At 66.8% G+C, this 24,442-nt stretch carries 26 protein-coding genes; 19 read left to right on the top strand and 7 right to left on the bottom strand.

Annotated elements, in window-relative coordinates:
• The first annotated feature begins 1 nt into the window (after position 1).
• From K2W61_RS10150 to K2W61_RS10115, 8 genes are all read left to right on the top strand, one after another.
• Entirely contained in the window at positions 2–604 is a 603-nt protein-coding gene (locus K2W61_RS10150) for a KdsC family phosphatase (protein WP_419761598.1), read from the top strand.
• 24 nt (positions 605–628) lie between these two features.
• Positions 629–1,261, top strand: a complete 633-nt coding sequence (lptC, locus tag K2W61_RS10145; RefSeq protein WP_175132867.1) for an LPS export ABC transporter periplasmic protein LptC — start codon at positions 629–631, stop codon at positions 1,259–1,261.
• Positions 1,258–1,899: a lipopolysaccharide transport periplasmic protein LptA gene (gene lptA, locus K2W61_RS10140; RefSeq protein WP_175132868.1), complete on the top strand. Its 642-nt coding sequence runs from the start codon at positions 1,258–1,260 to the stop codon at positions 1,897–1,899. The genes lptC and lptA overlap by 4 nt, the downstream gene beginning before the upstream one ends.
• 32 nt (positions 1,900–1,931) lie before the next feature.
• On the top strand, positions 1,932–2,726 hold the full coding sequence (gene lptB, locus K2W61_RS10135; RefSeq protein ID WP_175141302.1) for an LPS export ABC transporter ATP-binding protein: 795 nt from the start codon (positions 1,932–1,934) through the stop codon (positions 2,724–2,726).
• A gap of 223 nt (positions 2,727–2,949) precedes the next feature.
• Positions 2,950–3,285, top strand: a complete 336-nt coding sequence (gene hpf, locus K2W61_RS10130; protein ID WP_006389882.1) for a ribosome hibernation-promoting factor, HPF/YfiA family — start codon at positions 2,950–2,952, stop codon at positions 3,283–3,285.
• A gap of 368 nt (positions 3,286–3,653) precedes the next feature.
• Positions 3,654–4,109, top strand: coding sequence for a PTS sugar transporter subunit IIA (locus K2W61_RS10125; RefSeq protein WP_175141303.1), 456 nt, complete (start codon positions 3,654–3,656; stop codon positions 4,107–4,109).
• A 20-nt stretch (positions 4,110–4,129) separates the two neighbouring features.
• Positions 4,130–5,056: an HPr(Ser) kinase/phosphatase gene (hprK, locus tag K2W61_RS10120; protein ID WP_006216298.1), complete on the top strand. Its 927-nt coding sequence runs from the start codon at positions 4,130–4,132 to the stop codon at positions 5,054–5,056.
• A gap of 22 nt (positions 5,057–5,078) precedes the next feature.
• Entirely contained in the window at positions 5,079–6,512 is a 1,434-nt protein-coding gene (locus K2W61_RS10115) for an aminotransferase-like domain-containing protein (protein ID WP_236755538.1), read from the top strand.
• Here the strand turns inward: K2W61_RS10115 and K2W61_RS10110 are convergent, their stop codons facing one another.
• Positions 6,513–7,793 carry a cytochrome c gene (locus K2W61_RS10110; protein ID WP_175132871.1) on the bottom strand — a complete coding sequence of 427 codons (1,281 nt, stop codon included), beginning with the start codon at positions 7,791–7,793 and terminating at the stop codon, positions 6,513–6,515. It lies immediately after the preceding gene.
• 12 nt (positions 7,794–7,805) lie between these two features.
• Positions 7,806–8,420, bottom strand: a complete 615-nt coding sequence (locus tag K2W61_RS10105) for a c-type cytochrome (protein ID WP_236756969.1) — start codon at positions 8,418–8,420, stop codon at positions 7,806–7,808.
• A gap of 339 nt (positions 8,421–8,759) precedes the next feature.
• Between K2W61_RS10105 and rapZ the strand changes: the two genes are divergently transcribed.
• Positions 8,760–9,632: an RNase adapter RapZ gene (gene rapZ / locus K2W61_RS10100; RefSeq protein ID WP_175132880.1), complete on the top strand. Its 873-nt coding sequence runs from the start codon at positions 8,760–8,762 to the stop codon at positions 9,630–9,632.
• Positions 9,629–10,576: a septal ring lytic transglycosylase RlpA family protein gene (locus tag K2W61_RS10095; RefSeq protein WP_175132873.1), complete on the top strand. Its 948-nt coding sequence runs from the start codon at positions 9,629–9,631 to the stop codon at positions 10,574–10,576. The genes rapZ and K2W61_RS10095 overlap by 4 nt, the downstream gene beginning before the upstream one ends.
• A gap of 12 nt (positions 10,577–10,588) precedes the next feature.
• Here the strand turns inward: K2W61_RS10095 and K2W61_RS10090 are convergent, their stop codons facing one another.
• Entirely contained in the window at positions 10,589–11,203 is a 615-nt protein-coding gene (locus K2W61_RS10090) for a methylated-DNA--[protein]-cysteine S-methyltransferase (protein ID WP_236755537.1), read from the bottom strand.
• Positions 11,204–11,208: 5 nt separating this feature from the next.
• Positions 11,209–12,138 carry a 16S rRNA (cytidine(1402)-2'-O)-methyltransferase gene (gene rsmI, locus K2W61_RS10085; RefSeq protein WP_175132875.1) on the bottom strand — a complete coding sequence of 310 codons (930 nt, stop codon included), beginning with the start codon at positions 12,136–12,138 and terminating at the stop codon, positions 11,209–11,211.
• 65 nt (positions 12,139–12,203) lie between these two features.
• Between rsmI and K2W61_RS10080 the strand changes: the two genes are divergently transcribed.
• Genes K2W61_RS10080 through K2W61_RS10065 form a run of 4 tightly spaced genes read left to right on the top strand, consistent with a single transcriptional unit; the run spans position 12,204 to position 14,538 of the window.
• Positions 12,204–12,683 carry a YraN family protein gene (locus K2W61_RS10080; protein ID WP_175141306.1) on the top strand — a complete coding sequence of 160 codons (480 nt, stop codon included), beginning with the start codon at positions 12,204–12,206 and terminating at the stop codon, positions 12,681–12,683.
• Positions 12,684–12,713: 30 nt separating this feature from the next.
• Entirely contained in the window at positions 12,714–13,307 is a 594-nt protein-coding gene (locus K2W61_RS10075) for a phosphoheptose isomerase (protein WP_006389868.1), read from the top strand.
• Positions 13,304–14,047: a BON domain-containing protein gene (locus K2W61_RS10070; protein WP_175135066.1), complete on the top strand. Its 744-nt coding sequence runs from the start codon at positions 13,304–13,306 to the stop codon at positions 14,045–14,047. Before K2W61_RS10075 ends, K2W61_RS10070 begins: the two co-directional genes overlap by 4 nt.
• Positions 14,044–14,538, top strand: a complete 495-nt coding sequence (locus K2W61_RS10065) for a peroxiredoxin family protein (protein WP_175141307.1) — start codon at positions 14,044–14,046, stop codon at positions 14,536–14,538. The genes K2W61_RS10070 and K2W61_RS10065 overlap by 4 nt, the downstream gene beginning before the upstream one ends.
• Positions 14,539–14,703: 165 nt before the next feature.
• Here K2W61_RS10065 and K2W61_RS10060 read toward each other — a convergent pair whose 3' ends face one another.
• Positions 14,704–15,492 (bottom strand): MetQ/NlpA family ABC transporter substrate-binding protein, encoded by a 789-nt coding sequence (locus K2W61_RS10060; RefSeq protein WP_175141308.1) that lies wholly within the window; start codon positions 15,490–15,492, stop codon positions 14,704–14,706.
• Between the two features lie 332 nt (positions 15,493–15,824).
• Between K2W61_RS10060 and argB the strand changes: the two genes are divergently transcribed.
• The 5 genes from argB to K2W61_RS10035 all read left to right on the top strand — a co-directional run bounded on the left by argB (position 15,825) and on the right by K2W61_RS10035 (position 20,957).
• Positions 15,825–16,727 (top strand): acetylglutamate kinase, encoded by a 903-nt coding sequence (gene argB, locus K2W61_RS10055; protein WP_175135063.1) that lies wholly within the window; start codon positions 15,825–15,827, stop codon positions 16,725–16,727.
• The gene (locus K2W61_RS10050; RefSeq protein ID WP_175135062.1) at positions 16,727–17,473 is read left to right on the top strand and encodes a pyrimidine 5'-nucleotidase; all 747 of its coding nucleotides are present in this window, start codon (positions 16,727–16,729) and stop codon (positions 17,471–17,473) included. The genes argB and K2W61_RS10050 overlap by 1 nt, the downstream gene beginning before the upstream one ends.
• A gap of 54 nt (positions 17,474–17,527) precedes the next feature.
• On the top strand, positions 17,528–18,103 hold the full coding sequence (gene slmA / locus K2W61_RS10045) for a nucleoid occlusion factor SlmA (RefSeq protein WP_236755536.1): 576 nt from the start codon (positions 17,528–17,530) through the stop codon (positions 18,101–18,103).
• 298 nt (positions 18,104–18,401) lie between these two features.
• Positions 18,402–19,895 carry a DASS family sodium-coupled anion symporter gene (locus K2W61_RS10040; protein ID WP_175135060.1) on the top strand — a complete coding sequence of 498 codons (1,494 nt, stop codon included), beginning with the start codon at positions 18,402–18,404 and terminating at the stop codon, positions 19,893–19,895.
• Positions 19,896–19,907: 12 nt separating this feature from the next.
• Positions 19,908–20,957, top strand: coding sequence for an Ldh family oxidoreductase (locus K2W61_RS10035; RefSeq protein WP_236755535.1), 1,050 nt, complete (start codon positions 19,908–19,910; stop codon positions 20,955–20,957).
• A 409-nt stretch (positions 20,958–21,366) separates the two neighbouring features.
• On the opposite strand, the gene rodA is transcribed toward K2W61_RS10035, so the two are convergent.
• Both rodA and mrdA read right to left on the bottom strand, forming a co-directional pair.
• Complete coding sequence (gene rodA, locus K2W61_RS10030; protein ID WP_175135058.1) at positions 21,367–22,503, bottom strand: rod shape-determining protein RodA; 1,137 nt, start codon at positions 22,501–22,503, stop codon at positions 21,367–21,369.
• Positions 22,500–24,428, bottom strand: a complete 1,929-nt coding sequence (mrdA, locus tag K2W61_RS10025) for a penicillin-binding protein 2 (protein ID WP_175135057.1) — start codon at positions 24,426–24,428, stop codon at positions 22,500–22,502. The genes rodA and mrdA overlap by 4 nt, the downstream gene beginning before the upstream one ends.
• Between the last annotated feature and the right edge of the window lie 14 nt (positions 24,429–24,442).

Genomic DNA, 24,442 nt, shown 5'->3' with positions numbered 1-24,442 from the left:
TATGACCCTTCCTTCCTCGATCACCCACCCCGCCGAAGCACTGGTCCTGGCCCGCATCGCGCCGGCCATCCGCGAACGCGCCGCCGCCGTGCGCCTGATGGTCTTCGACGTGGACGGCGTGCTGACCGACGGCGGCTTGTACTATGGCGAAACCGGTGAAGTGCAGAAGCGCTTCCATTCGCTGGACGGCCACGGCCTGCGCCTGCTGATGGAAGGCGGCCTGAAGGTCGCCCTGATGACCGGCCGCTCCGGCCCCATCGTGGCGCGCCGCGCCGCCGAACTGGGGATTTCCGAGGTCATGCAGGGCGTGCGCGACAAAGGCGCGGCCCTGGCCGAACTTGCGCAGCGCAGCGCGGTCCAACTGAACCAGACCGGCTACATGGGCGATGACATCATCGACCTGCCGGCCATGCAACGCGCAGGCTTCGCCGCCAGCGTGCCGAATGCCCCGGGCTACGTCAGCCAGGCGGCCCACTGGATCGCCACGCACCCCGGCGGCAACGGCGCGGTGCGCGAATGCTGCGACCTGCTGCTGGCGTCCCAGGGCCGGCTGGGCAGTTTCCTGGCCGCGCCGGGGCTGCTCGGCCCGGGCGCCATCCAGTAAGCGCCGCCACCCTACCCAGACCCGATGAAAGACCGTTTTCCTTCCCTCATCGCGCTGTTCCTGCTGCTGGTGCTCGTCGCCAGCACGTACTGGGCCGCCGATTACGCGCAGCGCGCCATCCAGACGGATCCGCCGCGCCGCGTCACGCACGAAATGGACGCCTGGTCGCGCAATTTCGTGATGCTGCGCACCGATGCCACCGGCCGTCCCATCAACCGGCTGGAAGGCGAATACGCCGAGCACTTTCCCGACGACGACTCCTATCACATCACCCAGCCGCGGGCCATCGGCCAGCGCGAGGCCAGCCCGATCACCGTGGGCGTGTCCAAGACGGCCGTCATGGAACAAGGCGGCAAGCGCATCATCATGAACGGCGACGCCCATGTGCACCGCCAGCCCGACGCCAACAACGACGTCCTGGACGTGCGCAGCCAGCAACTGATCCTGCTGCCCGACGACGACGTGGTCTACACCGACCTGCCCGCCGAGGTCATCAAGGGCCGCTCGCGCATGAACGGCAAGGGCATGCGTTACAACAACAAGACACGCCAATTGCAGGTATCGGCCGCCACCGACGTGCAAATCGCCGGCACGGAAAACAAGTCGCGCCGCCCCGCCGAAACGCCTGCCAACTCCTCTGACCAGAAAAAACCATGACCGACCTCCGGATTCGCATTGCCCCCACCACGCGCCTGCTGGGCGCGGTGCTGCTGATGGCATCGGCGATGGCGCCGGCGCTCGCGGCCGATCCCCAGCCGGCCGCCGGCGCGAGCAAGGCCGCGCCCGCCGAGGAGCCCACCACCACGATCCTGTCGGATACGCTGCACTACGACGACGTCAAGAAGCAAAGCGTGTTCACCGGCAACGTCAACATGACGCGCGGCCTGATGACGCTGACCTCCGACACGCTGGAAATGCACGAGGACGCGGCCGGCAACCAGTACGGCACCGCCACCGCCAACAAGGGCAAGGTGGTGACCATCCGCCAGGAACGCCCGGAGAACTTCGAACTGATCGAAGGCAAAGGCCTGCGCGCCGAATATGACGGCACCAAGAGCACCTTCGACCTGATCGGCCAGGCGGTGGTGGTGCGGTATGTCTGTGGCAAGCCTTTCGACACCATCCGTGGCGACCGCGTGCGCTACAACGAGAAGAGCGGCACCTACGAAGCCCAGGGCGGCCCGAACTCGTCGGCCGCCGGCGGCCGGGTGCGCTCGGTGGCCGAACCGCGCGCCAAGGCCGACGCCGCCATCGCCGAGTGCCGCAAGCAACAAGCATCGAAGAAGGGGCGCTGAAGCGCCTCCCACGCCACCCATACGCAGCCACGATGAACCAACCTTCAGTGCAGAGTCCCGTGACCTCCGCCCCTTCGGGCGTCAAGCAGGGCAGCCTGCGCGCAACCGGCTTGCGCAAGACCTATAACGGCCGCACGGTGGTGCAGGACGTGTCCCTGTCCGTCTCCAGCGGCGAAGTGGTCGGCCTGCTCGGCCCCAATGGCGCCGGCAAGACCACCAGCTTCTACATGATCGTCGGCCTGGTGCCGGCCGACGCCGGACGCATCGAGATCGACGGTTCGGTCATTACCGCCATGCCGATCCACAAGCGCGCCCGCATGGGGCTGTCGTACCTGCCCCAGGACGCCTCGGTGTTCCGGCGCCTGACAGTCGAGCAGAACATCCGCGCGGTGCTTGAGCTGCAACTGGGACCGGACGGCCGCGCGCTGTCCACGCCCAAAATCAATGAACAAATGGAGCTGCTGCTCGAAGAGCTGCAGATCGGCCATATCCGCAGCAACGCCGCCATTTCGCTGTCGGGCGGCGAACGCCGCCGCGTCGAAATCGCGCGCGCCCTGGCCACCAGCCCGCGCTTCATCCTTCTGGACGAACCGTTCGCCGGGGTCGACCCCATCGCCGTGATCGAGATCCAGCGCATCGTGCGCTTCCTGAAGGGCCGCGGCATCGGCGTGCTGATCACCGACCACAACGTGCGCGAGACGCTGGGCATCTGCGACCGCGCCTACATCATCAGCGAAGGCAAGGTGCTGACCGACGGTCATCCCGACGAAATCGTCGGCGATCCGGCCGTGCGGCGCGTCTACCTGGGCGAACACTTCCGCATGTAACCCCCCCGGATTGGGGAAACTCCCAGGGCCCCCACGCAGGGCCCGGGCGCGCCCCTGGGCGGCTGCCATGAAAATGCCATGAACTTGCGCTAGGTCAGCTTGTTTTATCGGCCCGAGTCTATACACTAGTATCAAACGAACCTCTCAAACAAGGAGAACGCCTAACGACCCCAACCGCGCCTTCCGCGCAACGTTTTTTCCTCTTTTAGAAGGAGAGCACACTATGAACCTGAGCATCTGCGGTCGTCACCTCGACGTCACCCCGGCCATCCGGGAATATGTCATGAACAAACTGGCGCGAGTGCTGCGGCATTTCGATCACGTCATCGATACCCAGGTCATGCTCTCAGTAGAGCCCCTGCGGCACAGAGCCGAAATCACCATGCGTCTTAGCGGCAAGGACATTCATTGTGAAGCAACCGATGAAAATCTCTACGCAGCGATAGACCTTCTTGCTGACAAAGTCGACCGTCAGGTCATCAAGCACAAGGACAAGGTAAGAAGCCACTCGGCAGAGTCCGTGAAGCGGCAAGCGGCGAGCCTTTCGCCAACCCAGTAACACCGCGCTTCATGTCCCGCTCGCCGTGCGAGCCCAGAAACAGCGATTCCTGAATCCTGCCTAAGTCCCGGTGTCCCGCTAGACGCACAGTCCAGCCGGGGCATCGGCAAACACCCCGCTTTGTCCCCCATAGCCCCGGCCCCTGCCGCGCGGCGACACGCAAACCCCGAATTCCCCTGTTCCCGGCGATGCCATATCGCGCCGGTATACCTGCCTACGCACGAAGAATGCCCACAATCGGGCACTATCGGTCTATGCTGTCGCTCTCGTGCCGGGAGCGGCGGACTGATCCAGGAGGGTGCGGACCGCCAGGCAGCGCCTCCGACCGGAGTTTTTTGCAGTGCATCATATAACCCTATAATGATCCGATGAATCATTTGTCGCGCATCCTTCCCGCCGGCAACGTCGTCCTCGATATGCTCGCCACGAGCAAGAAGCGCGCGTTCGAACAGGCCGGCCTCCTCTTTGAAAACAACCACGGCCTGGCGCGCGCGCTCGTGTTCGACAGCCTGTTTGCACGGGAACGCCTGGGCTCGACCGCATTGGGACAAGGCGTGGCGGTGCCGCATGGCCGCGTCAAGGGCCTGGAGCAGGCGCTGGCCGCCTTCATCCGGTTGGCGCAGCCGATCGCCTTCGACGCGCCGGACGGCCAGCCCGTCTCGATGCTGCTTTGTCTGCTGGTGCCCGAGACCGCCACCCAACAACACCTGGACATCCTGGCCGAACTGGCGCAACTCATGTCCAACAAGGCCCTGCGCGAGGCCCTGGCCACCGAGCCCGACCCGGCCGTCGTGCACAAGATGCTGACCACCGGCCAACTCTGACCCCTCGCGGAAACGCTGCCATGCTTACGGTGCAGGAACTCGTCGACGACAACGCCGACAAAATCCCCTTCAACTGGATTTCCGGCCAGGGCGCCGCGGACCGCGCGATTCCCGATGACGGCATGGCGGCCGCCGACCTGGTGGGCCACCTGAACCTGATCCACCCGTCACGCATCCAGGTGTTTGGCCAGGAAGAACTGGCGTACTACACCCGCTTCGACCTGCGCCGCCGCATGCACCACATGGACGAGCTGCTGATCGGCGGCGTGCCGGCCATCCTGCTGGCCGATGGCCTGACGCCGCCGCAAGACCTGGTGGACCAATGCGACCAGCATCAGGTGCCGCTGCTGTCCACCCCGGTGGCGGCGGCGCAGCTGATCGACCTGCTGCGCATCTACCTGGGCAAGAAGCTCGCGCCCACCACCACGGTGCACGGCGTGTTCCTGGACGTGCTCGGCCTGGGCGTGCTGATCACCGGCGAGTCCGGCCTGGGCAAGAGCGAACTGGCGCTGGAACTGATCTCGCGCGGCCACGGCCTGGTGGCCGATGACGCGGTCGAGTTCTCGCGCACCGCGCCCAACATGATCGAAGGCCACTGCCCGCAACTGCTGCAGAACCTGCTGGAAGTGCGCGGCCTGGGCCTGCTCGACATCCGCACCATCTTCGGCGAGACCTCGGTGCGCCGCAAGATGCGCCTGAAGCTGATCGTGCACCTGGTGCGCGCGACCGCGCAGGACAAATTCGAACGCCTGCCGCTGCAGGACATCACCCAGGACATGCTGGGCCTGCCGGTGCGCAAGGTCATGCTGCAGGTAGCCGCCGGCCGCAACCTGGCGGTGCTGGTCGAAGCCGCCGTGCGCAATACCATCCTGAAGCTGCGCGGCATCGACACCCTGGGCGAGTTCATGGAGCGCCAGGCGATGGCGATCCTGCAAAGCAGCAAGTGAACGCGCGTCGCCCCGCGGCACCGTGAGCCTGTACGAGAAACTCGCCGACGAGATCGCCAGGTCGATCCGCGACGGCGTGCTGCGCGTGGGCGACAAGCTGCCCTCGGTGCGCGAGGCCTGCGCCACCCGCGGCGTCAGCCCGTCGACGGTGTTCCAGGCCTACTACCTGCTGGAAGCACGCGGCCTGATCCGCGCCCGCCCCCGTTCCGGCTACTACGTCAATACGCGCGGCGACAGCCTGCCGCCGGAGCCGGACACCTCCCACCCGGATGGCGAATCGACTGAGCTGGCGATCAGCGAACGCATCTTCGACATCCTCGGGTCGGTGCGCAACCGCGACGTCACGCCACTGGGATCGGCCTTTCCCTCGCCCCTGCTGTTTCCGCTGCCGCGCCTGGCCCAGGCCATGGCGGCGCACCTCAAGCGCCAGGACCCGCTGGACACGATGGAAGACCTGTCGCCCGGCAATCCGGCGCTGCGCCGGCAGATCGCGCTGCGCTACCTGATCGCCGGCATCAACGTGCCGGCCCAGGATATCGTGGTCACCAACGGCGCGCTGGAAACGCTGAACCTGTGCCTGCAAGCGGTGGCCCGACCCGGCGATACAGTCATCGTCGAGGCCCCCACCTTCTACGGCGCATTGCAGGCGCTGGAACGCCAGGGCCTAAAGGCCCTGGAAGTACCGACGCATCCGCGCACTGGTGTCGACCTGGACGCGATGGAAAGCGCGATCAAGCGCCACCGGCCCAAGGCCTGCTGGCTGATGACGCAATTCCAGAACCCGCTGGGCAGCCTGATGCCCGACGACAAGAAGCGCCAGCTGGTCGAGCTGCTGGCGCGCCACGAAATCCCGCTGATCGAGGATGACGTCTACGGCGAGCTGTATTTCGGCGCGGCCCGGCCGGTGCCCGCCAAGGCGTATGACCAGCACGGCCTGGTGCTGCACTGCTCGTCATTCTCCAAATGTCTGGCGCCCGGCTACCGCATCGGCTGGGCCAGCGCCGGCCGCTACACGCAGCGCGTGCAGCGTCTGAAACTGTCCTCGACACTGTCGGCGTCCGGCCCGGCCCAGGGCGCCCTCGCCGAGTACCTGGAACAGGGCGGCTACGACCGTCACCTGCGGCGGCTGCGCGAAACGCTGCAGGCGCAGCAGGACCTGATGGCCAACGCGATTGCGCAAGGGTTTCCCGCGGGCACGCGCGTCACCCGTCCGCAGGGCGGTTTTTTCCTGTGGCTGGACATGCCGGCGGCAGTGGATGCGCTGGCCTTGCACCGGCAGGCCCTGGCCCGCGGCATCAGCGTCGCGCCGGGCCCGATATTTTCGGCCAGCGGCCAGTTTGGCAATGCCCTGCGGCTGAACTACGGCCATCCCTGGAGCGCGTCCCAGGCCGACGCCATCCGCGCCCTGGGCGAGATGGCGCACGCGGCCTGCGGCACCGGCAGGCCCCTGTCCTGATCAGTTGCGGGTGGAGGCCGCGCGGGCGCGCTTGACCTCCAGCGGCGTCACGCCGCCTGCCTGATTGCCCCAGCTGTTGCGGATGTAGGACACCAGCATGGCAATGTCGTTGTCGTTGAGCGACTGGCCGAAAGGCGGCATGCCGTGGGGCCGCGGATTGGCCGCGGTGGCCGGCGCGAAGCCGCCATCGAGCACCATGCGGATCGCGTTCAGCGGCGACGGCGCCGTCACGGTCGGATTGCCGGCCAGGGCCGGCCACGCGCCCGGGCTGCCCTCGCCCGCCGGCTGGTGGCATTGCGCGCACTGCTGGCGGTAAATCCGGCCGCCCAGTTCCATGGCAGCGGGCGCCACCGCGGCGCGAGTCCCGGCCGCCGCCGGGCTTGCCGGCAGCGACTTCAGATACACGCCCATCGCCAGCGCGTCGGCATCGCTCAGGTGCTGCGTGCTGCCCAGCACCACCTCGGCCATCGGCCCGCTGGCGCTGGAATGCGCCGCGATGCCGGTGCGCAACAGCGCGGCGATGTCCTCGGCCGACCAGCGTCCCAGGCCCGTTTGCGGATCATTGGTGAGCGGCGGCGCATACCAGTCCAGCGTCGGGATGATGCCGCCGGCCAGGCCATCGGCCGCGCGCGTGGCCCCCAGACTGTTGCGCGGCGCATGGCAGGCGGCGCAGTGGCCCAGGCCTTCGACCAGGTAGCGGCCGCGGTTCCACTGGGTCGATTGGTCCGGATCGGGTGGCTGCACGCCCGGCCGGAAATACAGGGCGCGCCACGCCGCCAGCAGGATGCGTTGATCGTAGGGAAATTCCAGTTCCGGCGCGCGGCTGGGCTGGTTGACCGGCGTCACCGTGCGCAGATAGGCGTACAACGCGTCGGCGTCCGCGCGCGTGACGCGGGTGTATTCGGTGTACGGGAAGGCCGGATACAGCAGCGTGCCATCGCGCGACTTGCCGTTGTGCAGCGCCTGCCAGAAATCATCCGCGCTCCAGGCGCCGATGCCGGTCCGCTCGTCGGGCGTGATGTTGGGACCGTAGATCGTGCCGAACGGCGTCGGGATCGGCGTGCCGCCCGCATACGCCTGGCCGCCGCGCGCCGTATGGCAGGCCGCGCAATTGCCGGCCTGTGCCAGGTAACGCCCGCGCTCGATGCGTTGCTGCGGGTCGGCCGGCGCCGCGGCCGGGCCGGTGCTGGCGTCGTCGCGCGTGCCGAGCCAGTACAACGCGACCAGCGTGATCACGGCCAGCGCCAACAGGACGCCCAGAATACGCTTCATCAGTTTCATCCGGCGGCCCTCTCAGCGCTGCGCCTGGCTGCCGCACTCGGCGGGCAGGCGCAGGGCGCCGGCCGGCTCGGGCGCATAGGTGGCAGTTACCGGCTGCGACGACAGCCAGGCCGCCAGGGCGCCGATGTCCGCGGGAGTGAGCTTGTTGGCGATATCGGCCATGCAGTCGGGCGCGGCGGCGCGCCGCAGGCCATTCTTCCAGCTGCCGATCTGCGAGCCGATGTAGTCGCGTGGCAGGCCCAGGAGGCCGGGAATGGCGGGTAGCAGCCCGCCCAGCGCAGTGCCATGACAGGCCGTACAGGCCGGCAGGCCGCGGGCGGCATCGCCGGACAGCGCCAGTTGGCGGCCGGCTTCGAGCGTGGCGGCGGAAACCTCGGCGCGCAGCGGCGGCGGATACGGCACGTGCTGGTCGGCGAAATAGGCGGCCATTTCGTGCAGGTAGGTATCCGGCAGGCCCGCCAACAGGTGCGCCATGGGCCGGTACTGGCGCCGGCCGTCGCGGAAATTGAGCAATTGGTGGTAGAGGTATTCCTGCGGCTTGCCCGCCAGGCGCGGGTAATAACCGTCAGCGCCGGCGCGGCCCTGCTCGCCATGACAGGCGGTACAGGCGGCCACCCGGGCGACCATGGTCCCTGGCTGCAAGACCCGCGGCGCGTCCTGGGCCAGCGCGGGCGCTGCCGAAAAGGCAACAACGGTGGCGGCCACGAGGCGGGTTTTCACCCAAAACCGCGGCAGTGAAACACGACGAAAGCAAATGAGGGCTAACATCTAGGGCCAGTTAACACTAAGTCGAATTCCAACCCCGGCGCCGCATGGCGGCGGGGCGCGTAGGTGAATCGGTCGTGTGCGGGTGCCCAAGCTTAAGCCGAACCCCGCCAGGCAGTACAGGCGCAGATTCGCAGTTTACGGCCATATCAGATGCCAACCCCCGGCATCCTCCTGGAAAAGCGTGCCACAATCATGTCCATGTTGAAAGTCGTCCTCGTTACCGGCATCTCAGGCTCAGGCAAGTCGGTTGCCCTGCGCATGCTCGAGGACGCCAGCTATACCTGCGTCGACAACCTGCCCGTGCGGTTCCTGGCCGAGTTCATCGCCAATGCCCGCGACGACGGCCTGGAGCGCGTGGCGGTGGCCATCGACGTACGCTCGCCCGGCGAGCTGGCCGAACTGCCCGACGTGGTCACGGCGCTGCGCGCCATGGGGACCAGCCTGCGCGTGGTGTTCCTGGACGCCAGTACCGATACCCTGGTGCAGCGCTATTCCGAATCGCGTCGCCGCCACCCGCTGACCGACCGCCTGCAACGCGGCGGCACCACGCCTTCCCTGACCGACTGCATCGCGCTCGAACGCGAACTGCTGGCGCCGCTGCGCGAGCAGGAACATGTCATCGACACCTCCGAACTCACGCCCGGCCAGTTGCGCGCCTGGATCCGCGACCTGATCCAGGCCGACCGCGCGCCGCTGGTGCTGACCTTCGAATCGTTCGCGTACAAGCGCGGCGTGCCGCGCGACGCCGACCTGGTGTTCGACGTGCGCTGCCTGCCCAACCCCTATTACGACCGCAACCTGCGCCCCCTGACGGGCCGCGACGAGCCGGTCGCCACCTGGCTGTCCGGCTATGAGCAGGTCGGCCTGATGATCGACGATATCACCGGCTTCCTGCACCGCTGGTTGCCGCAATACACGCAGGACACCCGCAACTACCTCACGGTCGCCATCGGCTGCACCGGCGGCCAGCACCGTTCGGTCTATGTGGTCGAACAGCTGGCCAAGCGCTTTGCCGACCACGATCCGCTGCTGGTGCGCCATCGCACCCAACTGCCCGACGAATCCGCATGACCCTGTCCCGTCCGCTCCATATCCTGATGATGCTGTTGCTGGCCATTGCCGTGGCCGGCTGCTCTTCCACCGGGGGACGCAAGAAGGGCGGCGGATACTACAAGGACGACGGCCCGGACGCCAATCCGCCGTCCAACCTGGACCAGGTGCCGGACGCGGTGCCGCGCATCGAGCCGTACGCCAGCGGCGCCAATCGTCCGTATGTGGTGTTCGGCCAGCGCTATGTGCCCGATACCAGCGGCCGGCCCTACAAGCGCCAGGGCATCGCCTCGTGGTACGGCAAGAAATTCCACGGCAACTCGACCTCGATCGGCGAACCCTACGACATGTACGCGATGACGGCGGCGCACACCACACTGCCGATTCCCAGCTACGCGCGCGTCACCAGCCTGGTCAATGGCAAGACCATCATCGTGCGGGTCAATGACCGGGGTCCGTTCCACAGCGACCGCATCATGGACCTTTCCTACGTGGCGGCCTACAAGCTGGGCATCATCGGACCGGGCAGCGGGCAGGTGGTGGTCGAAAGCATCACGCAGGACGACATTCGCCGCCTGGCCTCGCAGGGAGCCCCTGCCCCCGCCCCCGCATCGGCGACCGGTTCCACGCCCGTGGCCACGCCCGTCGCCGCCGTCCCGGTGGCGCTGGCGCCCCAGCCGCTGGCGCAACAGCCGGCCCCGACGCCCGGCGCCGCGCCCGTGCGCCAGCCCGGCAGCGTCTACCTGCAGGTGGGCGCGTTCAGCCAGCCCGCCAATGCGCAGTCGCTGGTCAGCCGCATCAACAGCCAATTGGGCATGGTTGGCGCGCCCCCGGCGGCCGTCGAACAATCCAACAACCTGTACCGGGTCAAGATCGGACCCTATCCGGATCGTCAGAGCGCGCTGGACGCGGTGCAGGTGGTGTCGGACCGTATCGGCATCATGCCCAGCATCGCCGCGCAATAGCGCCGCGGCCGATCAGGCCGGCGGCCAGTCGAACGCCGGTTGCTCGAATGGCAGTTGCGCCTGCCCGTCACAGACCCGGCGCGCGCGCGGATTGCGGCTCAGGTATTGGCTGCCTTCGTGCCTGAGCAGGGCCTGCTTGCGCGGCAGGCCGCCGCCGAAGCCGGTCAGCGAAGTGTCGGCGCCGATGATGCGGTGGCACGGAATGATGATGATGACCGGGTTGCGGCCGACCGCGCCGCCAATGGCCTGGGCGCCCTTGGGACGCCCCACGGCGCGCGCCAGTTCGCCGTAGCTGGCGAGCTGGCCGAGATCGAGTTGGCACAGCGCGCGCCAAACCTCGTGCTGGAACGGCGTGCCGACCGGGTCCAGCGGCACCTCGAAATCGCGGCGCCGGCCGGCGAACCAATCCTCCAGCTCGCGCCGCGCCTGTTCCAGGATCGGATCGGATTCCGCGCGGGTCCAGCCTTCGGCCGGCGGCAACGACGCCTGGTCGGTGAACCAGGCGCCACGCAGGCCCTTGCCGCTGGCGACCAGGCGCATTTCGCCCAGGGGCGTGACCATGTCCCGGTAGACGATCGGTTCCCCCGCTTCGCCGTGATGCTTGCGGGCCGCTGCGGTATGGTTCATGGGCATTACGAATGCTTGCGGGCCAGGGCCCGGTTGTACAGGACATCGCGCGACAGGCCGGTGACCTTGGCCGCGACCTTCGAGGCGTCTCGCACCGACAGCGTTTCCAGCAGCGCATCGAGCAAGGCGTCGGCGCGCGGATCGGCGTCTTCGTCCGCCTCGCGCCCGTCCTGGGCGTGCGCGATCAACACGAATTCCCCCTGCTCCCGATGGGTGTCCGCCGCCAGCCAGGCCGCGGCCTCGCCCAGCGGGAAAGTGGCGATTTCCTCGAAGCGCTTGGTCAGTTCGCGCGCCACGGTCAACAGGCGGGCCGGACCGCAGACTTCCAGCAGATCGGCCAGCGTGGCCGCCAGGCGGTGCGGCGATTCGAACATCACCACTGGCGCAGGCAGCGCGCACCAGGTGCGCAGCCAGCGCTGACGCGCCGTGGCCTTGGGGGGCGGAAAGCCGGCAAAGGCATAGGCCGGATTCTCGTCGGTGGTGACGCCGCTGCCCATCAGCGCGGCGATCACCGCGCTGGGACCGGGCACCGGCACCACCGTGAAGCCGGCTTCGCGCACCGCGCGCACCACGCGGGCGCCCGGATCGCTGACCGCCGGCGCGCCGGCGTCGGACACCAGCGCCACCCGCTGGCCCTGTGCCAGCCGTTCGCAGATGGCCTGCGCCGCCGCGGCCTCATTGTGCCGATGGGCCGCCATCAGCGGCGTGCCGATGCCCCAGGCGTCCAGCAGCGTGCGACTGGCGCGGGTGTCTTCCGCCGCGATCACGTCGGCGCGCAGCAACGCATGCCAGGCGCGCAATCCCAGGTCGCCCAGATTGCCGATCGGCGTGGCCACCACGTATAGCGTCGAGGCGGGCCAATGCTGCCCGGCCACGCGTTCAGCGACACGGGCCCAGGCGTCGCCGGCCACCGGGGGTGAGACATTTTGATTCATTGCTGCCTACTTACGCGGAAAACCATGCCAGTGTAGCCGCCATCGCTGCGCGCTTCGGGACCGCCATGACGAATGACACCTTTGCTTTCGAACTCGCCCTGGCCGCGCGGCGCCGGGCCGCCAGGCGCCGGCGCCGCGCATCGCAGCGGCCTAGCCCGCCCGACCGCGCCGCCCCCAGGCGCTCGCCACGCCAACGCGTCGGCGACAGCCACGAAGATGCCGCGCTGCGCCTGCTGCGCGGGGCCGGCCTGGTGCTGCTGGCCCGCAATCTGGCCTGCCCCGCTGGCGAGATCGACCTGGTCATGCGCGATGGCGATGTCTTGGTGTTCGTCGAGGTGCGCTCGCGTCAGGCCGACACTTACGGCGGCGCGGCCGCCAGCATCGGCCGCGCCAAACAGGCCCGGCTGGCGCGCGCCGCCGCGCACTGGTTGCCGCGGCTGGCCGGGCACTACTGGCGCGGCACCACGCCAGCCGCCCGCTTCGACGCCGTGGTATTCGACGGCGGCCAGGTCCAGTGGCTGCGCGCGGCCTTCGAGGTGGCTTGATCCTGGCTGGCCCGTGAGATAATCGCGCCCATGGATATGACCTCTCGAATGACGTCGCACTTCCGCGATGCCATGGCCACGTACGAACAAAGCATGAACGTGCTGGCCGAGCCGCTGGCGATCGCGGTGGATGTGCTGTTCGGCGCCCTGGCCAACAACGGCAAGATTCTGGCTTGCGGCAACGGCGGTTCGGCCGCCGACGCGCAGCATTTCATCGCCGAACTGGTGGGCCGTTTCGAACGCGAACGCCTGCCCCTGGCCGGCATCGCCCTGAACACCGACACCTCGATCCTGACCGCCGTCGGCAACGATTACGGCTTCGACGAAGTCTTCGAACGCCAGGTGAACGCCTTCGGCCAGGCCGGCGACGTGCTGGTGGCCATTTCCACCAGCGGCAATTCGCCCAACGTGGTGCGCGCCATGGAAGCGGCCGCCAGCCGCGAGATGCACGTGCTGGCCCTGACCGGCAAGGGCGGCGGCGTCATGGGGGAACTCATCACGCCGATGGACGTCCATCTCTGTGTTCCCAGTGATCGCACCATGCGCATCCAGGAAGTCCATATACTGCTACTGCATGCGCTTTGCGACGGCATTGACGCTCTTCTGCTTGGAGACACCGAATGATTTCTGACGTCCGCACGGCCGCCCGCCCCCTGCTGCTCGCCGCGGCGCTGTCCGGCGCCACGCTGTCGCTGTCCGCCTGCGCCCCCCTGATCGTGGGCGGCGCGGCCGCCACCACCGCGGTGGTGGTGACCGACAGGCGTACCTCGGGCATCCAGCTCGAAGACCAGAACATGGCCTTCAAGGCCCAGAGCCAGATCTCGCAGAAACTGGGCGACACGGCGCGCGTCAACGCCATGGCCTACAGCGGCCACTTGCTGCTGACCGGCGACGTGCCCACCGAGGAAGCCAAGTCCCAGGCCACCGCCATCGCGCAGGGCGTCGAGAACGTCAAGCAGGTGATCAACCAGCTCAACGTGGGGCCGATCGCGTCCTTCGGCGTGCGCTCGAACGACACCTGGCTCACCTCCAAGGCCAAGACCGCGCTGCTCAATACCAAGTACGTGCCCTCCGGCACCATCGCCGTCACTACTGACCACAGCGTGGTCTACCTGATGGGCAAGGTGACGCAGGCCGAGAGTGACTACGCCGCCAACGCGGTGGCGGACCTGAGCGGCGTGACAAAGGTGGTTAAACTGTTTGAAATCATCAGTCGTGAAGAAGCGATTCGCCTGTCGAACAGCGGCGGCCAATCGACCACCACGGAAACCAAGGCCCCCATCGAAAGCGGCGCGGGCGCTGCCGACCACAGCAGCGCGCCCAACAGCGGTGGCAGTGCCGTAGAGGCCATGCCCATCAAATGAAAAAAGCCATCGTAGCCCTGGCCGTCCTGGTGGCGGTCGGTATCGGCGCCTGGTTCGTCATGCGCCCGGCGCAGACCGCGCCGAACGTCACCTTCACCACGCTGGAAGGCAAGACCTTCTCCATGCAGGACTTGCGCGGCAAGGTGGTACTGGTGAAGTTCTGGGCCACCAGCTGCGTCACCTGCGTCAAGCAGATGCCCGAGACCATCTCCGCCTACAACGAGTACGCGGGCAAGGGCTACGAGGCGATCGCGGTGGCCATGGACTACGATCCGCCCAACTACGTGCTGAACTTCGCCGAAAGCCGCAAGCTGCCGTTCCCGGTGGCGCTGGACACCAAGGGCGACATCGCCCGCGCCTTCGGCGACATCCGCCTGACACCCACGGCATTCCTCATCGACAAGCAGGGACGCATCATCAAGCGCTACCTGGGCGAGTACGACGTGGCGCAATTCCACGCCACCGTCGAAAAGGCGCTGGCCGCGGGCTGAGCCCGGTTCCCGCCATGAACCGCCCGCTCGCCGGGCGGTTTTTCATTGGGCACCTCCCACCACGCGTGACTGCTCGGTACGGCGCCTCGCCCCCAACCGCCACCCAAAAAAGAAACCGCCCGCATGCGCGGGCGGTTCAGGCAAAGGGTCAGGGCCGGGTCGAGATCAGAACGCCGGCACCACGGCGCCCTTGTATTTCTCGACGATGAACTTCTTCACCTCGGGCGAATGCAGCGCGTTGACCAGCTTCTTGATCCCCGGCGCGTCCTTGTTGTCCGAGCGGGTCACCAGGATGTTGGCGTACGGCGAATCCGAGCCCTCGATGAACAGCGCGTCCTTGGTCGGCACCAGGCCGGCTTCCAGCGCGTAGTTGGTGTTGATCAGGGCCAGGTCGACGTCGTCCAGCGAGCGCGGCAGCATGGCGGCCTCGAGTTCGCGGAATTTCAGTTTCTTGGGGTTGTCGGTCACGTCGGCAGCGGTCGCCAGGATGTTGGCCGGGTCCTTCAGCTTGATGATGCCCTGCTTCTGCAGCAGCACCAGTGCGCGGCCGCCGTTGGACGGGTCGTTGGGAATGGCGACGATGGCGCCGTCCTTCAGTTCGGACAGGCTCTTGATCTTCTTGGAGTAGCCGCCGAAAGGCTCGACGTGCACCAGGGCGACCGGCACCAGCGTGGCCTTGCGGTCCTTGTTGAAGGTGTCCAGGTACGGCTTGTGCTGGAAGAAGTTGGCGTCGAGCTGCTTGTCGACCAGTTGCAGGTTGGGCTGCACGTAGTCGTTGAACACCTTGATGTCGAGCTCCACCCCTTCCTTGGCCAGCTGCGGCTTGACCACTTCCAGGATCTCCGCATGCGGGACCTGGGTGGCGCCGACGACGATTTTTTCGGCATGGGCGGCGGTGGCCGCCACCAGCAAGGCCGACGCCACCAGGGCGGAACGGACGAAATTCAAACGCATGAGTTGCCTCTTTTATAAGTAGAAATTAGGGGCATATGCCCAGCCGGGAGGGAGAGGCCCCCTCGTGAGGGGCGCTCCGTTGCGAAAACGCCCCCAATTTACCCGAATGCCGGTTATTTGTCGGGCATAAAGACATGGGTTTAAAGCATAAGCAACCTGCGGGTACTACAATCCGTCGTATGCTTGCGCTACCGCGTTGCCAACGCGTTCCTGTGCAGGCATTTTTTACTGCCGGACCCCACGCCCCCATGGGGGGCAATGCCTAGGCGCCATCATCGGCGCGGGCTTTCAACCTCTAACTCTCATACCTACTTATTGCCGACTTCGCTGCCATGACCGACACCCCCGACCCTGCTGCCGTCTCGTCTCCCGCTGTCAAAGCCGCCGTGCTCTCCGAAGCGCTGCCTTATATCCGACGATTCCACGGCAAAACCATCGTGGTCAAGTACGGCGGCAACGCCATGACGGAAGAGCGCCTGCAGCGCAGCTTCGCGCATGACGTGGTGTTGCTCAAGCTGGTGGGTCTGAACCCGGTCGTGGTGCACGGCGGCGGTCCGCAGATCGACGATGCGCTGCGCCGCATCGGCAAGCAAGGCACGTTCATCCAGGGCATGCGCGTCACCGATGCCGAGACCATGGAAGTGGTCGAATGGGTGCTGGGCGGCCAGGTCCAGCAGGACATCGTCATGATGATCAACGAAGTCGGTGGCAAGGCCGTGGGCCTGACCGGCAAGGACGGTGGACTGATCCAGGCCCAGAAAAAGCTGATGGCCAACAAGGACAATCCCGCCGAGCCGATCGACATCGGTTTCGTCGGCGACATCACCCTGGTCGAGCCGGCGGTGGTCAAGGCCCTGCAGGATGACCAGTTCATCCCGGTCATCTCGCCCATCGGCTACGGCGAGGACGGCACCGCCTACAACATCAATGCCGACGTCGTCGCCGGCAAGATGGCCGAAGTCCTGGGCGCCGAAAAGCTGCTGATGCTGACCAACACCCCGGGCGTGCTGGACAAGGGCGGCAAGCTGCTGCGCAGCCTGTCGGCCCAGACCATCGACGAACTGTTCGCCGACGGCACCATCTCGGGCGGCATGTTGCCCAAGATTTCGTCCGCCCTGGACGCCGCCAAGAACGGCGTCAACTCGGTGCACATCGTCGACGGCCGCGTGCCGCACTGCCTGCTGCTGGAAATCTTGACCGACCAAGGCGTCGGCACGATGATCAGTTCGCACTGATGCGGGCGCTGCGCACCCTGCTGCGGCCGGCGGTGCGCCAGCGCCGCTCGCGCCGCACGGCCACGGGCGCCCCCGGGCGCCTGTGGCTGTTTGATCTGGACAACACGCTCCACGACACTTCCCACGCCATCTTTCCGCAGATCGACCACGGCATGACCATGGCCGTGGCCGAGGCGCTGGATGTGGACATCGACACCGCCAACGCCGTGCGCAAGCAGTACTGGCAGCGCTATGGCGCAACGATGATCGGCATGGTGCGCCACCACGGCATCGACCCGCACGCCTTCCTGCACCGCAGCCATGACTTCGACGTCGGCCCGCTGGTGCGCGCCGAGAAGGCGCTGGCCTACAAGCTGCGGCAACTGCCCGGCCGCAAGGTGCTGCTGACCAACGCGCCGCTGCATTACGCGCGCGCCGTGCTGCGGCGCCTGGGCATCCTGCGCCAGTTCGACAGTCTGTGGGCGATCGAGCACATGCGCCTGCATGGCGAATTCCGCCCCAAGCCCTCGCCCGCGCTGCTGCGCCACGTGCTGGCGCGCGAAGGCGTGCCGGCGCGCCAGGCGGTGCTGGTCGAAGACACGCTCGCCAACCTGCGCGGCGCCCGCCGCGCGGGGCTGCGCACCGTGCATGTATTCCATCCCGGCACGCCCTTCGCCCGGGGCCGCTCGCAGCGGCCGGCCTACGTCGACTTGCGGGTAAACTCCGTCAGTGATCTGCTGCTGCGCCGGCGCCCCCTGCGGGGTTGAGCGCCGGCGCGTTTCCCACTTCCACCGTCAGCCTGCGTAACACCAGACCCGTCCATGGCGAGCAAACCCGGCGAGCGCAAGACCCAGATTCTGCAGACCCTGGCCGAGATGCTGGAGCAGCCGCACGCCTCGCGCATCACCACGGCGGCGCTGGCCGCGCGCCTGGCGGTCTCGGAAGCGGCTCTCTATCGCCATTTCGCCAGCAAGGCGCAGATGTTCGAAGGGCTGATCGAATTCATCGAAACCAGCATCTTCACGCTTGTGAATCAGATCGCCAGCGCCGAACCCTATGGCCTGTCACAGGCCCACCAGACGGTGGCGATGCTGTTGACGTTCTCGGAACGCAACCGCGGCATGACGCGGGTCCTGACAGGCGACGCCCTGGTCACCGAGGACAACCGCCTGCAGGAACGGATCAATCACATCAATGACCGCATCGAGGCATCCTTGAAGCAGTCGCTGCGCATCGCCGTCACCGACGGCGGCCTGCCGCCCGAAGCCAATGTGGCCGCGCATGCAAGCCTGCTGACCCACCTGGTGCTGGGACGCTGGCTGCGCTACGCCCAGAGCGGATGGCGCGTCGCCCCCACGCTGCATCTGGACGAACAGCTGCGCCTGGCCCTGGGTTGATGCCGGCAGGCGGCCGATTTGCTTATTAACACGAGCGAATTAATCCTCAAGAATCCCTGCCGTTCGCTTATTTGTTTGTTTTTACGCAACATTCGCAGGGTTGCGAGTATCGAGGGCCGACGAGCATAATCCCCTTGACAGGTTTCCGACAAGCACGATTCCCCCTCGGATTGACACGCATCAATACGGGTTTTCCTTACTGCCGTCACGATCATTCTGTAGCGCCGGTACTTCGCTTTGATTGAGCCCCAGGCTTGAGAGCGGCGTACCGTCAGTTTGACCTCAACCGGAGATGGATATGACCGCGGAAACCGCTGTCCCTGCCTCGCAAGCCCCCAAGAAAACAAAAATTCCGATCGGTCTGGTGGCCGGCTTCCTCGTCATGATCGGCGTGCTGATGCTGCCACTGCCGGCCGATCTGCCGGTTGCCGGCCATCGCATGCTGGCCATCCTGGCGTTCGCGGTGGTGGTGTGGATCACGGAAGCCGTTTCCTATGAAGCCAGCGCCATCATGATCACGACGCTGATGGCCTTCCTGCTGGGCACCGCGCCCACCATCAAGGACCCACAGGTCGTCTATGGCACCTCGGCCGCCATCAGCATGGCGCTGACGGGTTTCTCCAATTCGGCGCTGGCGCTGGTGACCGGCGCCCTGTTCATCGCCGCGGCCATGACCTTCACCGGGCTGGACCGGCGCATCGCGCTGGTGACGCTGTCCAAGGTCGGCACCAGCACGCGCCGTATCCTGGTCGGATGTATCGCCGTGACCATCGTGTTGAGTCTGGTGGTTCCCAGCGCCACCGCCCGCAGCGCCGCCGTGGTGCCCATCATGATGGGCGTGATCGCGGCCTTCGGCGTGGACCGGCGCTCTAACATCGCCGCCGGCATCATGATCATCGTCGCGCAGGCCACCAGTATCTGGAACGTCGGCATCCAGACGGCCGCCGCGCAGAACCTGCTGACGGTCGGCTTCATGGAAAAGATGCTGGGCCAGCGCGTGGCCTGGTCGGACTGGCTGATCGCCGGCGCCCCCTGGTCGCTGATCATGTCGGCCGTGCTGATCATCATCGTGCTCAAGCTGCTGCCGCCGGAAAGCGACAGCATCGCCGGGGGCAAGGAAGCGGTCGAGAAGTCGCTGCTGGAACTGGGCCCCATGTCCAGTGCGCAAAAGCGCCTGATGGCCGTGTCCGTCATGCTGCTGCTGTTCTGGTCCACCGAAGGCAAGTTGCACAAGTTCGACACCACGTCCACCACCTACTTCGGCCTGGTGCTGCTGCTGCTGCCGCGCTTTGGCGTGATGACATGGAAAGACGTGCAGTCGCGCATCCCATGGGGCACGGTAATCGTGTTCGGCGTCGGCATCAGCCTGGGCACCGCGTTGCTGACCACGCAGGCCGGCCAGTGGCTCGGCAACCAGGTGGTGGCGCACACGGGGCTGGACCATCTCGGCCCGCTGGCGATCTTCGCCATCCTGTCGGCCTTCCTGATCATCATCCACCTGGGTTTTGCCAGCGCCACCGCGCTGACCTCGGCCATGCTGCCGATCCTGATCTCGGTGCTGGCCACGCTGCCCGGCGACTTCAGCCGCCTGGGCATGACCATGCTGCTGGGTTTCGTGGTGAGCTATGGCTTCATCCTGCCGATCAACGCGCCGCAGAACATGGTGTGCCTGGGCACGGAAACCTTCAACGCCAAGCAGTTCGCCAAGGTCGGGATCCTGGTCACCATCATCGGCTACGCGTTGATGATGCTGATGGGCATGACCTACTGGCGCTGGCTGGGCTGGCTGTAAAGAGGCCGCGCCATGAAGATCTCCATTGCCCAAGCCAACGAATACGGCCGCCGCGTGCTGATGGCGCAAGGCGTGCCGCAAGACATCGCCCGGGACGTGGCCGAGCATCTGGTGGAGTCCGACCGGGTCGGCTACACCAGCCACGGCCTGTCGATCCTGACCAACTACCGGCGCGTGCTGGGCGAAGGCCTGGCCCAGGCCGACGGCCGCCCCGAACTGCTCAACGACCGCGGCGCCATGCTGGCCTACGACGGCCATAACGGCCTGGGCCAGTACGTCGGCAAAGTCGTGATCGAGAAGGCCATCGAGCGCACGCAGCAGCACGGCCAGTGCATCGTGACGCTGCGCCGCAGCCATCACCTGGGCCGCATGGGCCATTATGGCGAGATGGTGGCGGCCAACGGCCTGATCCTGCTGGCGTTCACCAACGTGGTCAACCGCGCGCCCACGGTGGCGCCGTTCGGCGGCGCGCGCGCCTGCCTGACGACCAATCCGCTGTGCTTCGCCGGCCCGCTGCCGGGCGGCCGCCCGCCGTTCATCGTCGACATGGCGACCAGCTCGATCGCGGTCAACCGGGCTCGCGTGTTGGCGGCCAAGGGCGAGCAGGCGCCGCCGGGGTCGCTGATCGATGCGCATGGCAATCCGACCACGGACCCGGGCGCGCTGTTCACCGATCCGCCGGGCGCGCTGCTGCCGTTCGGCGGCCACAAGGGTTACGCGATGGGCCTGGTGGCCGAGCTGCTGGCGGGCGTGCTGTCCGGCGGCGGCACGATCCAGCCGGAGCACCCCCGTAACGGGGTGGCGACGAACAACATGTTCGCGCTGCTGCTGGATCCGCAGGTGGACTTCAATACGGACTGGCGCTCGATGGAAGTGGGCGCGTTCATCGACTACCTGCATGCCTGCCCGCCGCAACCGGGCGTGGATGGGGTTCAGTACCCGGGCGAGTACGAGGCTCGCAATCGGGAGCTGAACGCCGACTCGCTGGAATTCGCTCCGCCTATCTGGGAGGGGTTGAAGAAGTTGGCTGTGGACCTTGGGGTGGCTGACGCGTTGCCTTGAGGGTTTGTCGGGTGTTTGTGTTTGCGGGCGGCTTGAGGGTTCTTGAGCCGCCCGTTGCGTTGGCGGCCGGGGACGGCGGGGCTACGATTGCGGTCCGGAGCCTTCGCTCCGGACTGCCCCTGCGTCAACCTCGTACGCCTTCGGCTCCCTACGGTTTCCCTCGGGCGCATCTACACGCCCCGCCGTCCCCGGCCGCCAACGCAACGGGCTCACGTCATCTCGGTTTCACCGTTGCAGGGGCGGACTGTGTGCTTGGCGTTTTGGCCAGCAGCGGAGGGGAATAGGAGGATCTTGCGGGGCCCGCCCAAAGCCGGCCGCGCGGGCGGCCTTTTTGGGCATACGCGATGTGTGGCGTCGAGAAATTGGCGCACAGCGAACACCGCCCCGGGCGGCCTACGAAGAAAAAAGCTCAGCTCTTGACCGACCGATGCCGGCTGATGCTCATCATGATCCCGAACGCGATCCCCATGGTGAACAACGCCGTGCCGCCATAACTCATGAACGGTAGCGGCACGCCGACGACCGGCAGGATCCCCGTCACCATCCCCACATTCACGAACACGTAGATGAACAGCATCATCGTCAGCGCCCCGGACAGTAATCGCCCGAACTGTGATGAGGCGCGCGAGGCGATGGTCAGGCCGCGCGCCATCATCAGGCCATACAGCACCAGGATGGCGATGCCGCCGTACAGGCCGAACTCCTCGGCGTAGACGGCGAAAATGAAGTCGGTGGTGCGTTCGGGGATGAAGTCCAGGTGGGTCTGCGTGCCCTTCATATAGCCCTTGCCGTAGACGCCGCCCGAACCCACCGCGATCATCGACTGGATCGTGTGAAAGCCCTTGCCGAGCGGGTCGGAGCTGGGGTTTAGCAGGGTGCAGACGCGGTGCTTCTGGTAATCGTGCAGTACCACCCAGCTGACGTCCGGCTCGCACAACTGGTCTTCGTAGTAGACCAGCGTGCCGATGGCGATGACGCCGGCCAACATCACCGGGACCAGCAGCTTGAACGACAGGCCGGCGAAGTAGATGACGAAGAAGCCGGCGCCGAACACCAGCAGCGCGGTGCCCAGGTCGGGCTGCAGCACGATCAGGCCAAAAGGCGCCGCCAGCATCGCGGCGGCGGCCAGGAAGTCGCGGATGCGCACCGCGCCCTCGTGGCGCTGGAAGTACCAGGCCAGCATCATGGGCACGGCGATCTTCATCATCTCGGAAGGCTGGATGCGGGTCACGCCCAGGTTGAGCCAGCGCGTCGCGCCCTTGCTGGTTTCGCCGAAGAACTCCACGCCCAGCAGCAGCACCACCCCCACCACATAGAATGGCAGCGCCAGTTTCATCAGCCACTTGGGCGGAATCAGCGCCATCATCCACATGGCGAAGAAAGCGATGATGAAGTTGCGCGACTGCTCGGCGAAGCGCCAGTCGGTGCCGCCCACCGCCGAATGCATGACGGTCAGGCCGAGCGCGGCAAACATCAGCAAAATGGCCAGCAGCGGCCAGTCGAAGGCGGTGAAGACGCGCAGCAGGATCAGGCCGAGACGCTTCATCGTTGGCGCACCACGTCGGAAGTTATGGTTTCGACAGAGGCCAGGGCCGGGTTGTGGTCCGGCCCCGCGCTCTTGTCCTGACGCTCCTTGGCCAGCCAATAGTCGAATACCTTGCGCGCCACCGGCGCGGCCACGCTGGCGCCCCAGCCGGCATTTTCGACGATCAGCGCGACGGCGATGCGGGGATGCTCTAGCGGCGCGAAACCCATGAACAGCGCATGGTCGCGCAAGCGCTCGTCGATGGCGCTGGCGCGGTAGTGACCGCCGCGCAGGCTGAACACCTGGGCCGTGCCGGTCTTGCCGGCGGCCTGGTAGGGCGCGTTGGCGAAGGCGCGACGCGCGGTGCCGACCCGGACCACATCGGCCATGGCGTTCTTGATGACGTCGACGTTGGCCTGCTTGAGCGGAATGCGGTAGTCGGGCGTGGACTCGGTGGGGTTGGCCACGCCGGAGCGCGGATCGCGCACCGCATGCACCAGGTGCGGACGGCGGTAGAGGCCGTTGTTGGCCAGGGTCGAGGTGCCCTGCGCCAACTGCAACAGGGTGAAGGCGTTGTAGCCCTGGCCCACCGCCACCGAAATGGTCTCGCCGGCGTACCAGCGCTGGCGTTCCTTGTCCTTGTAGGCTGCGCGCTTCCATTCGGTGGACGGCAACACGCCGCGCTTTTCGCCCTCGAGGTCGATGCCGGTGATCTGGCCGAAGCCGAACTGCTTGGTGAAATCGTGCAGCGCGTTCACGCCGATCTCGGGGCCGAGCGAATAGAAGTAGGTGTCCGAGGACACCACAATGGCCTTGTGCATGTCGGTCATGCCATAGGCGGCGCCACCGGCGTTGCGGAACTTCTGGCCGCCGAACTCGAAATAGCCCGGGTCGGAGATGCGGTCCGTGGCGCGGCGCTTGCCCAGCTCCAGCGCCGCCAGGCCGACGAAGGGCTTGTAGGTCGAACCGATCGGATAGGTGCCGTACAGCGGCCGATTGATCAACGGATGGTCCGGCGACTCGTTCAGCATGCGCCAGTTGTCCACGTCGATGCCATCGACGAACAGGTTCGGGTCGAACGACGGCTGCGACACGAAGGCCAGCACCTCGCCGGTATCGGGATCGATCGCCACCAACGCGCCGCGCTGGCCTTCGAAGGCGTCCTCAGCCACTTTCTGCAGGCCCATGTCGATCGACAGCATGATGTCCGATCCGGGCACCGGGTCGATGCGGCGCAAGGTACGCATCGGCCGGCCACCGGCCGTCACTTCGACTTCTTCGAGACCGGTGCGGCCATGCAGCGCTTCTTCCCAGGTTTTCTCGATGCCTTTCTTGCCGATGACGTCGGTGCCACGATAGTTGCCCAACTGGCCGCCGCGCTCGAGTTCCTCGATATCGCCCTCGGCGATGCGGCCGATATAGCCGACCACGTGGGCGGCGGACTGCCCTTGCGGGTACTCGCGCACCCAACGCGCGCGCAACTCGACGCCGGGGAACTGGAAGGCGTGGGCGGCGAACCAGGCCGCCTCGGTATCATTGAGATTGTTGCGCAGTTGCAGGCTGGCATAGCGGCTGGATTCGGCCGCGCGCCGCTTGAAGCGGCGCTGGTCGGCCGGGCTGATATAGACCACCTGGGTCAGGCGCTCGAACAGGGCGTTCATGTTGCCGGCCTGCGCCGGCACCACTTCCAGCGTGTAGGTGCGGTAATTGCGGGCCAGCACCGCGCCGTTGCGGTCGAGGATCTCGCCGCGGCGCGGCGGGATCGGCACCACCGCGATACGGTTGCGGTCGGCGCGCTCGGACAGGCCTTCGTAGCGGTCGACCTGCAGATACCAGAACCGGCCCACCAGCACGCCGAAGCAGGCCAGCGCGAAGATGCCGCCCACCCAGGCGCGCAGGCGGAAGCGCTGCTTCTGCTGCTGACCGGTTTTCTTGAATTCGAACATGGGACGCGGCGCCG

Origin of the sequence: Achromobacter pulmonis (genome assembly GCF_021733725.1) — a bacterium.
GTDB lineage: Bacteria > Pseudomonadota > Gammaproteobacteria > Burkholderiales > Burkholderiaceae_B > Achromobacter > Achromobacter pulmonis.
Note: the sequence above shows the minus strand (reverse complement) of the source record. Positions and strands in the feature narration are given on the sequence as shown.

Bases quoted from the DNA above. Each gene is read 5' to 3' on its own strand.
- K2W61_RS10150 (WP_419761598.1), top strand. From the start codon at position 2: ATGACCCTTCCTTCCTCGATCACCCACCCCGCCGAAGCACTGGTCCTG.
- lptC (WP_175132867.1), top strand. From the start codon at position 629: ATGAAAGACCGTTTTCCTTCCCTCATCGCGCTGTTCCTGCTGCTGGTG.
- lptA (WP_175132868.1), top strand. From the start codon at position 1,258: ATGACCGACCTCCGGATTCGCATTGCCCCCACCACGCGCCTGCTGGGC.
- lptB (WP_175141302.1), top strand. From the start codon at position 1,932: ATGAACCAACCTTCAGTGCAGAGTCCCGTGACCTCCGCCCCTTCGGGC.
- hpf (WP_006389882.1), top strand. From the start codon at position 2,950: ATGAACCTGAGCATCTGCGGTCGTCACCTCGACGTCACCCCGGCCATC.
- K2W61_RS10125 (WP_175141303.1), top strand. From the start codon at position 3,654: ATGAATCATTTGTCGCGCATCCTTCCCGCCGGCAACGTCGTCCTCGAT.
- hprK (WP_006216298.1), top strand. From the start codon at position 4,130: ATGCTTACGGTGCAGGAACTCGTCGACGACAACGCCGACAAAATCCCC.
- K2W61_RS10110 (WP_175132871.1), bottom strand. From the start codon at position 7,793: ATGAAACTGATGAAGCGTATTCTGGGCGTCCTGTTGGCGCTGGCCGTG.
- K2W61_RS10105 (WP_236756969.1), bottom strand. From the start codon at position 8,420: ATGGTCGCCCGGGTGGCCGCCTGTACCGCCTGTCATGGCGAGCAGGGC.
- rapZ (WP_175132880.1), top strand. From the start codon at position 8,760: ATGTTGAAAGTCGTCCTCGTTACCGGCATCTCAGGCTCAGGCAAGTCG.
- K2W61_RS10095 (WP_175132873.1), top strand. From the start codon at position 9,629: ATGACCCTGTCCCGTCCGCTCCATATCCTGATGATGCTGTTGCTGGCC.
- K2W61_RS10090 (WP_236755537.1), bottom strand. From the start codon at position 11,203: ATGAACCATACCGCAGCGGCCCGCAAGCATCACGGCGAAGCGGGGGAA.
- rsmI (WP_175132875.1), bottom strand. From the start codon at position 12,138: ATGAATCAAAATGTCTCACCCCCGGTGGCCGGCGACGCCTGGGCCCGT.
- K2W61_RS10080 (WP_175141306.1), top strand. From the start codon at position 12,204: ATGACGAATGACACCTTTGCTTTCGAACTCGCCCTGGCCGCGCGGCGC.
- K2W61_RS10075 (WP_006389868.1), top strand. From the start codon at position 12,714: ATGGATATGACCTCTCGAATGACGTCGCACTTCCGCGATGCCATGGCC.
- K2W61_RS10070 (WP_175135066.1), top strand. From the start codon at position 13,304: ATGATTTCTGACGTCCGCACGGCCGCCCGCCCCCTGCTGCTCGCCGCG.
- K2W61_RS10065 (WP_175141307.1), top strand. From the start codon at position 14,044: ATGAAAAAAGCCATCGTAGCCCTGGCCGTCCTGGTGGCGGTCGGTATC.
- K2W61_RS10060 (WP_175141308.1), bottom strand. From the start codon at position 15,492: ATGCGTTTGAATTTCGTCCGTTCCGCCCTGGTGGCGTCGGCCTTGCTG.
- argB (WP_175135063.1), top strand. From the start codon at position 15,825: ATGACCGACACCCCCGACCCTGCTGCCGTCTCGTCTCCCGCTGTCAAA.
- K2W61_RS10050 (WP_175135062.1), top strand. From the start codon at position 16,727: ATGCGGGCGCTGCGCACCCTGCTGCGGCCGGCGGTGCGCCAGCGCCGC.
- slmA (WP_236755536.1), top strand. From the start codon at position 17,528: ATGGCGAGCAAACCCGGCGAGCGCAAGACCCAGATTCTGCAGACCCTG.
- K2W61_RS10040 (WP_175135060.1), top strand. From the start codon at position 18,402: ATGACCGCGGAAACCGCTGTCCCTGCCTCGCAAGCCCCCAAGAAAACA.
- K2W61_RS10035 (WP_236755535.1), top strand. From the start codon at position 19,908: ATGAAGATCTCCATTGCCCAAGCCAACGAATACGGCCGCCGCGTGCTG.
- rodA (WP_175135058.1), bottom strand. From the start codon at position 22,503: ATGAAGCGTCTCGGCCTGATCCTGCTGCGCGTCTTCACCGCCTTCGAC.
- mrdA (WP_175135057.1), bottom strand. From the start codon at position 24,428: ATGTTCGAATTCAAGAAAACCGGTCAGCAGCAGAAGCAGCGCTTCCGC.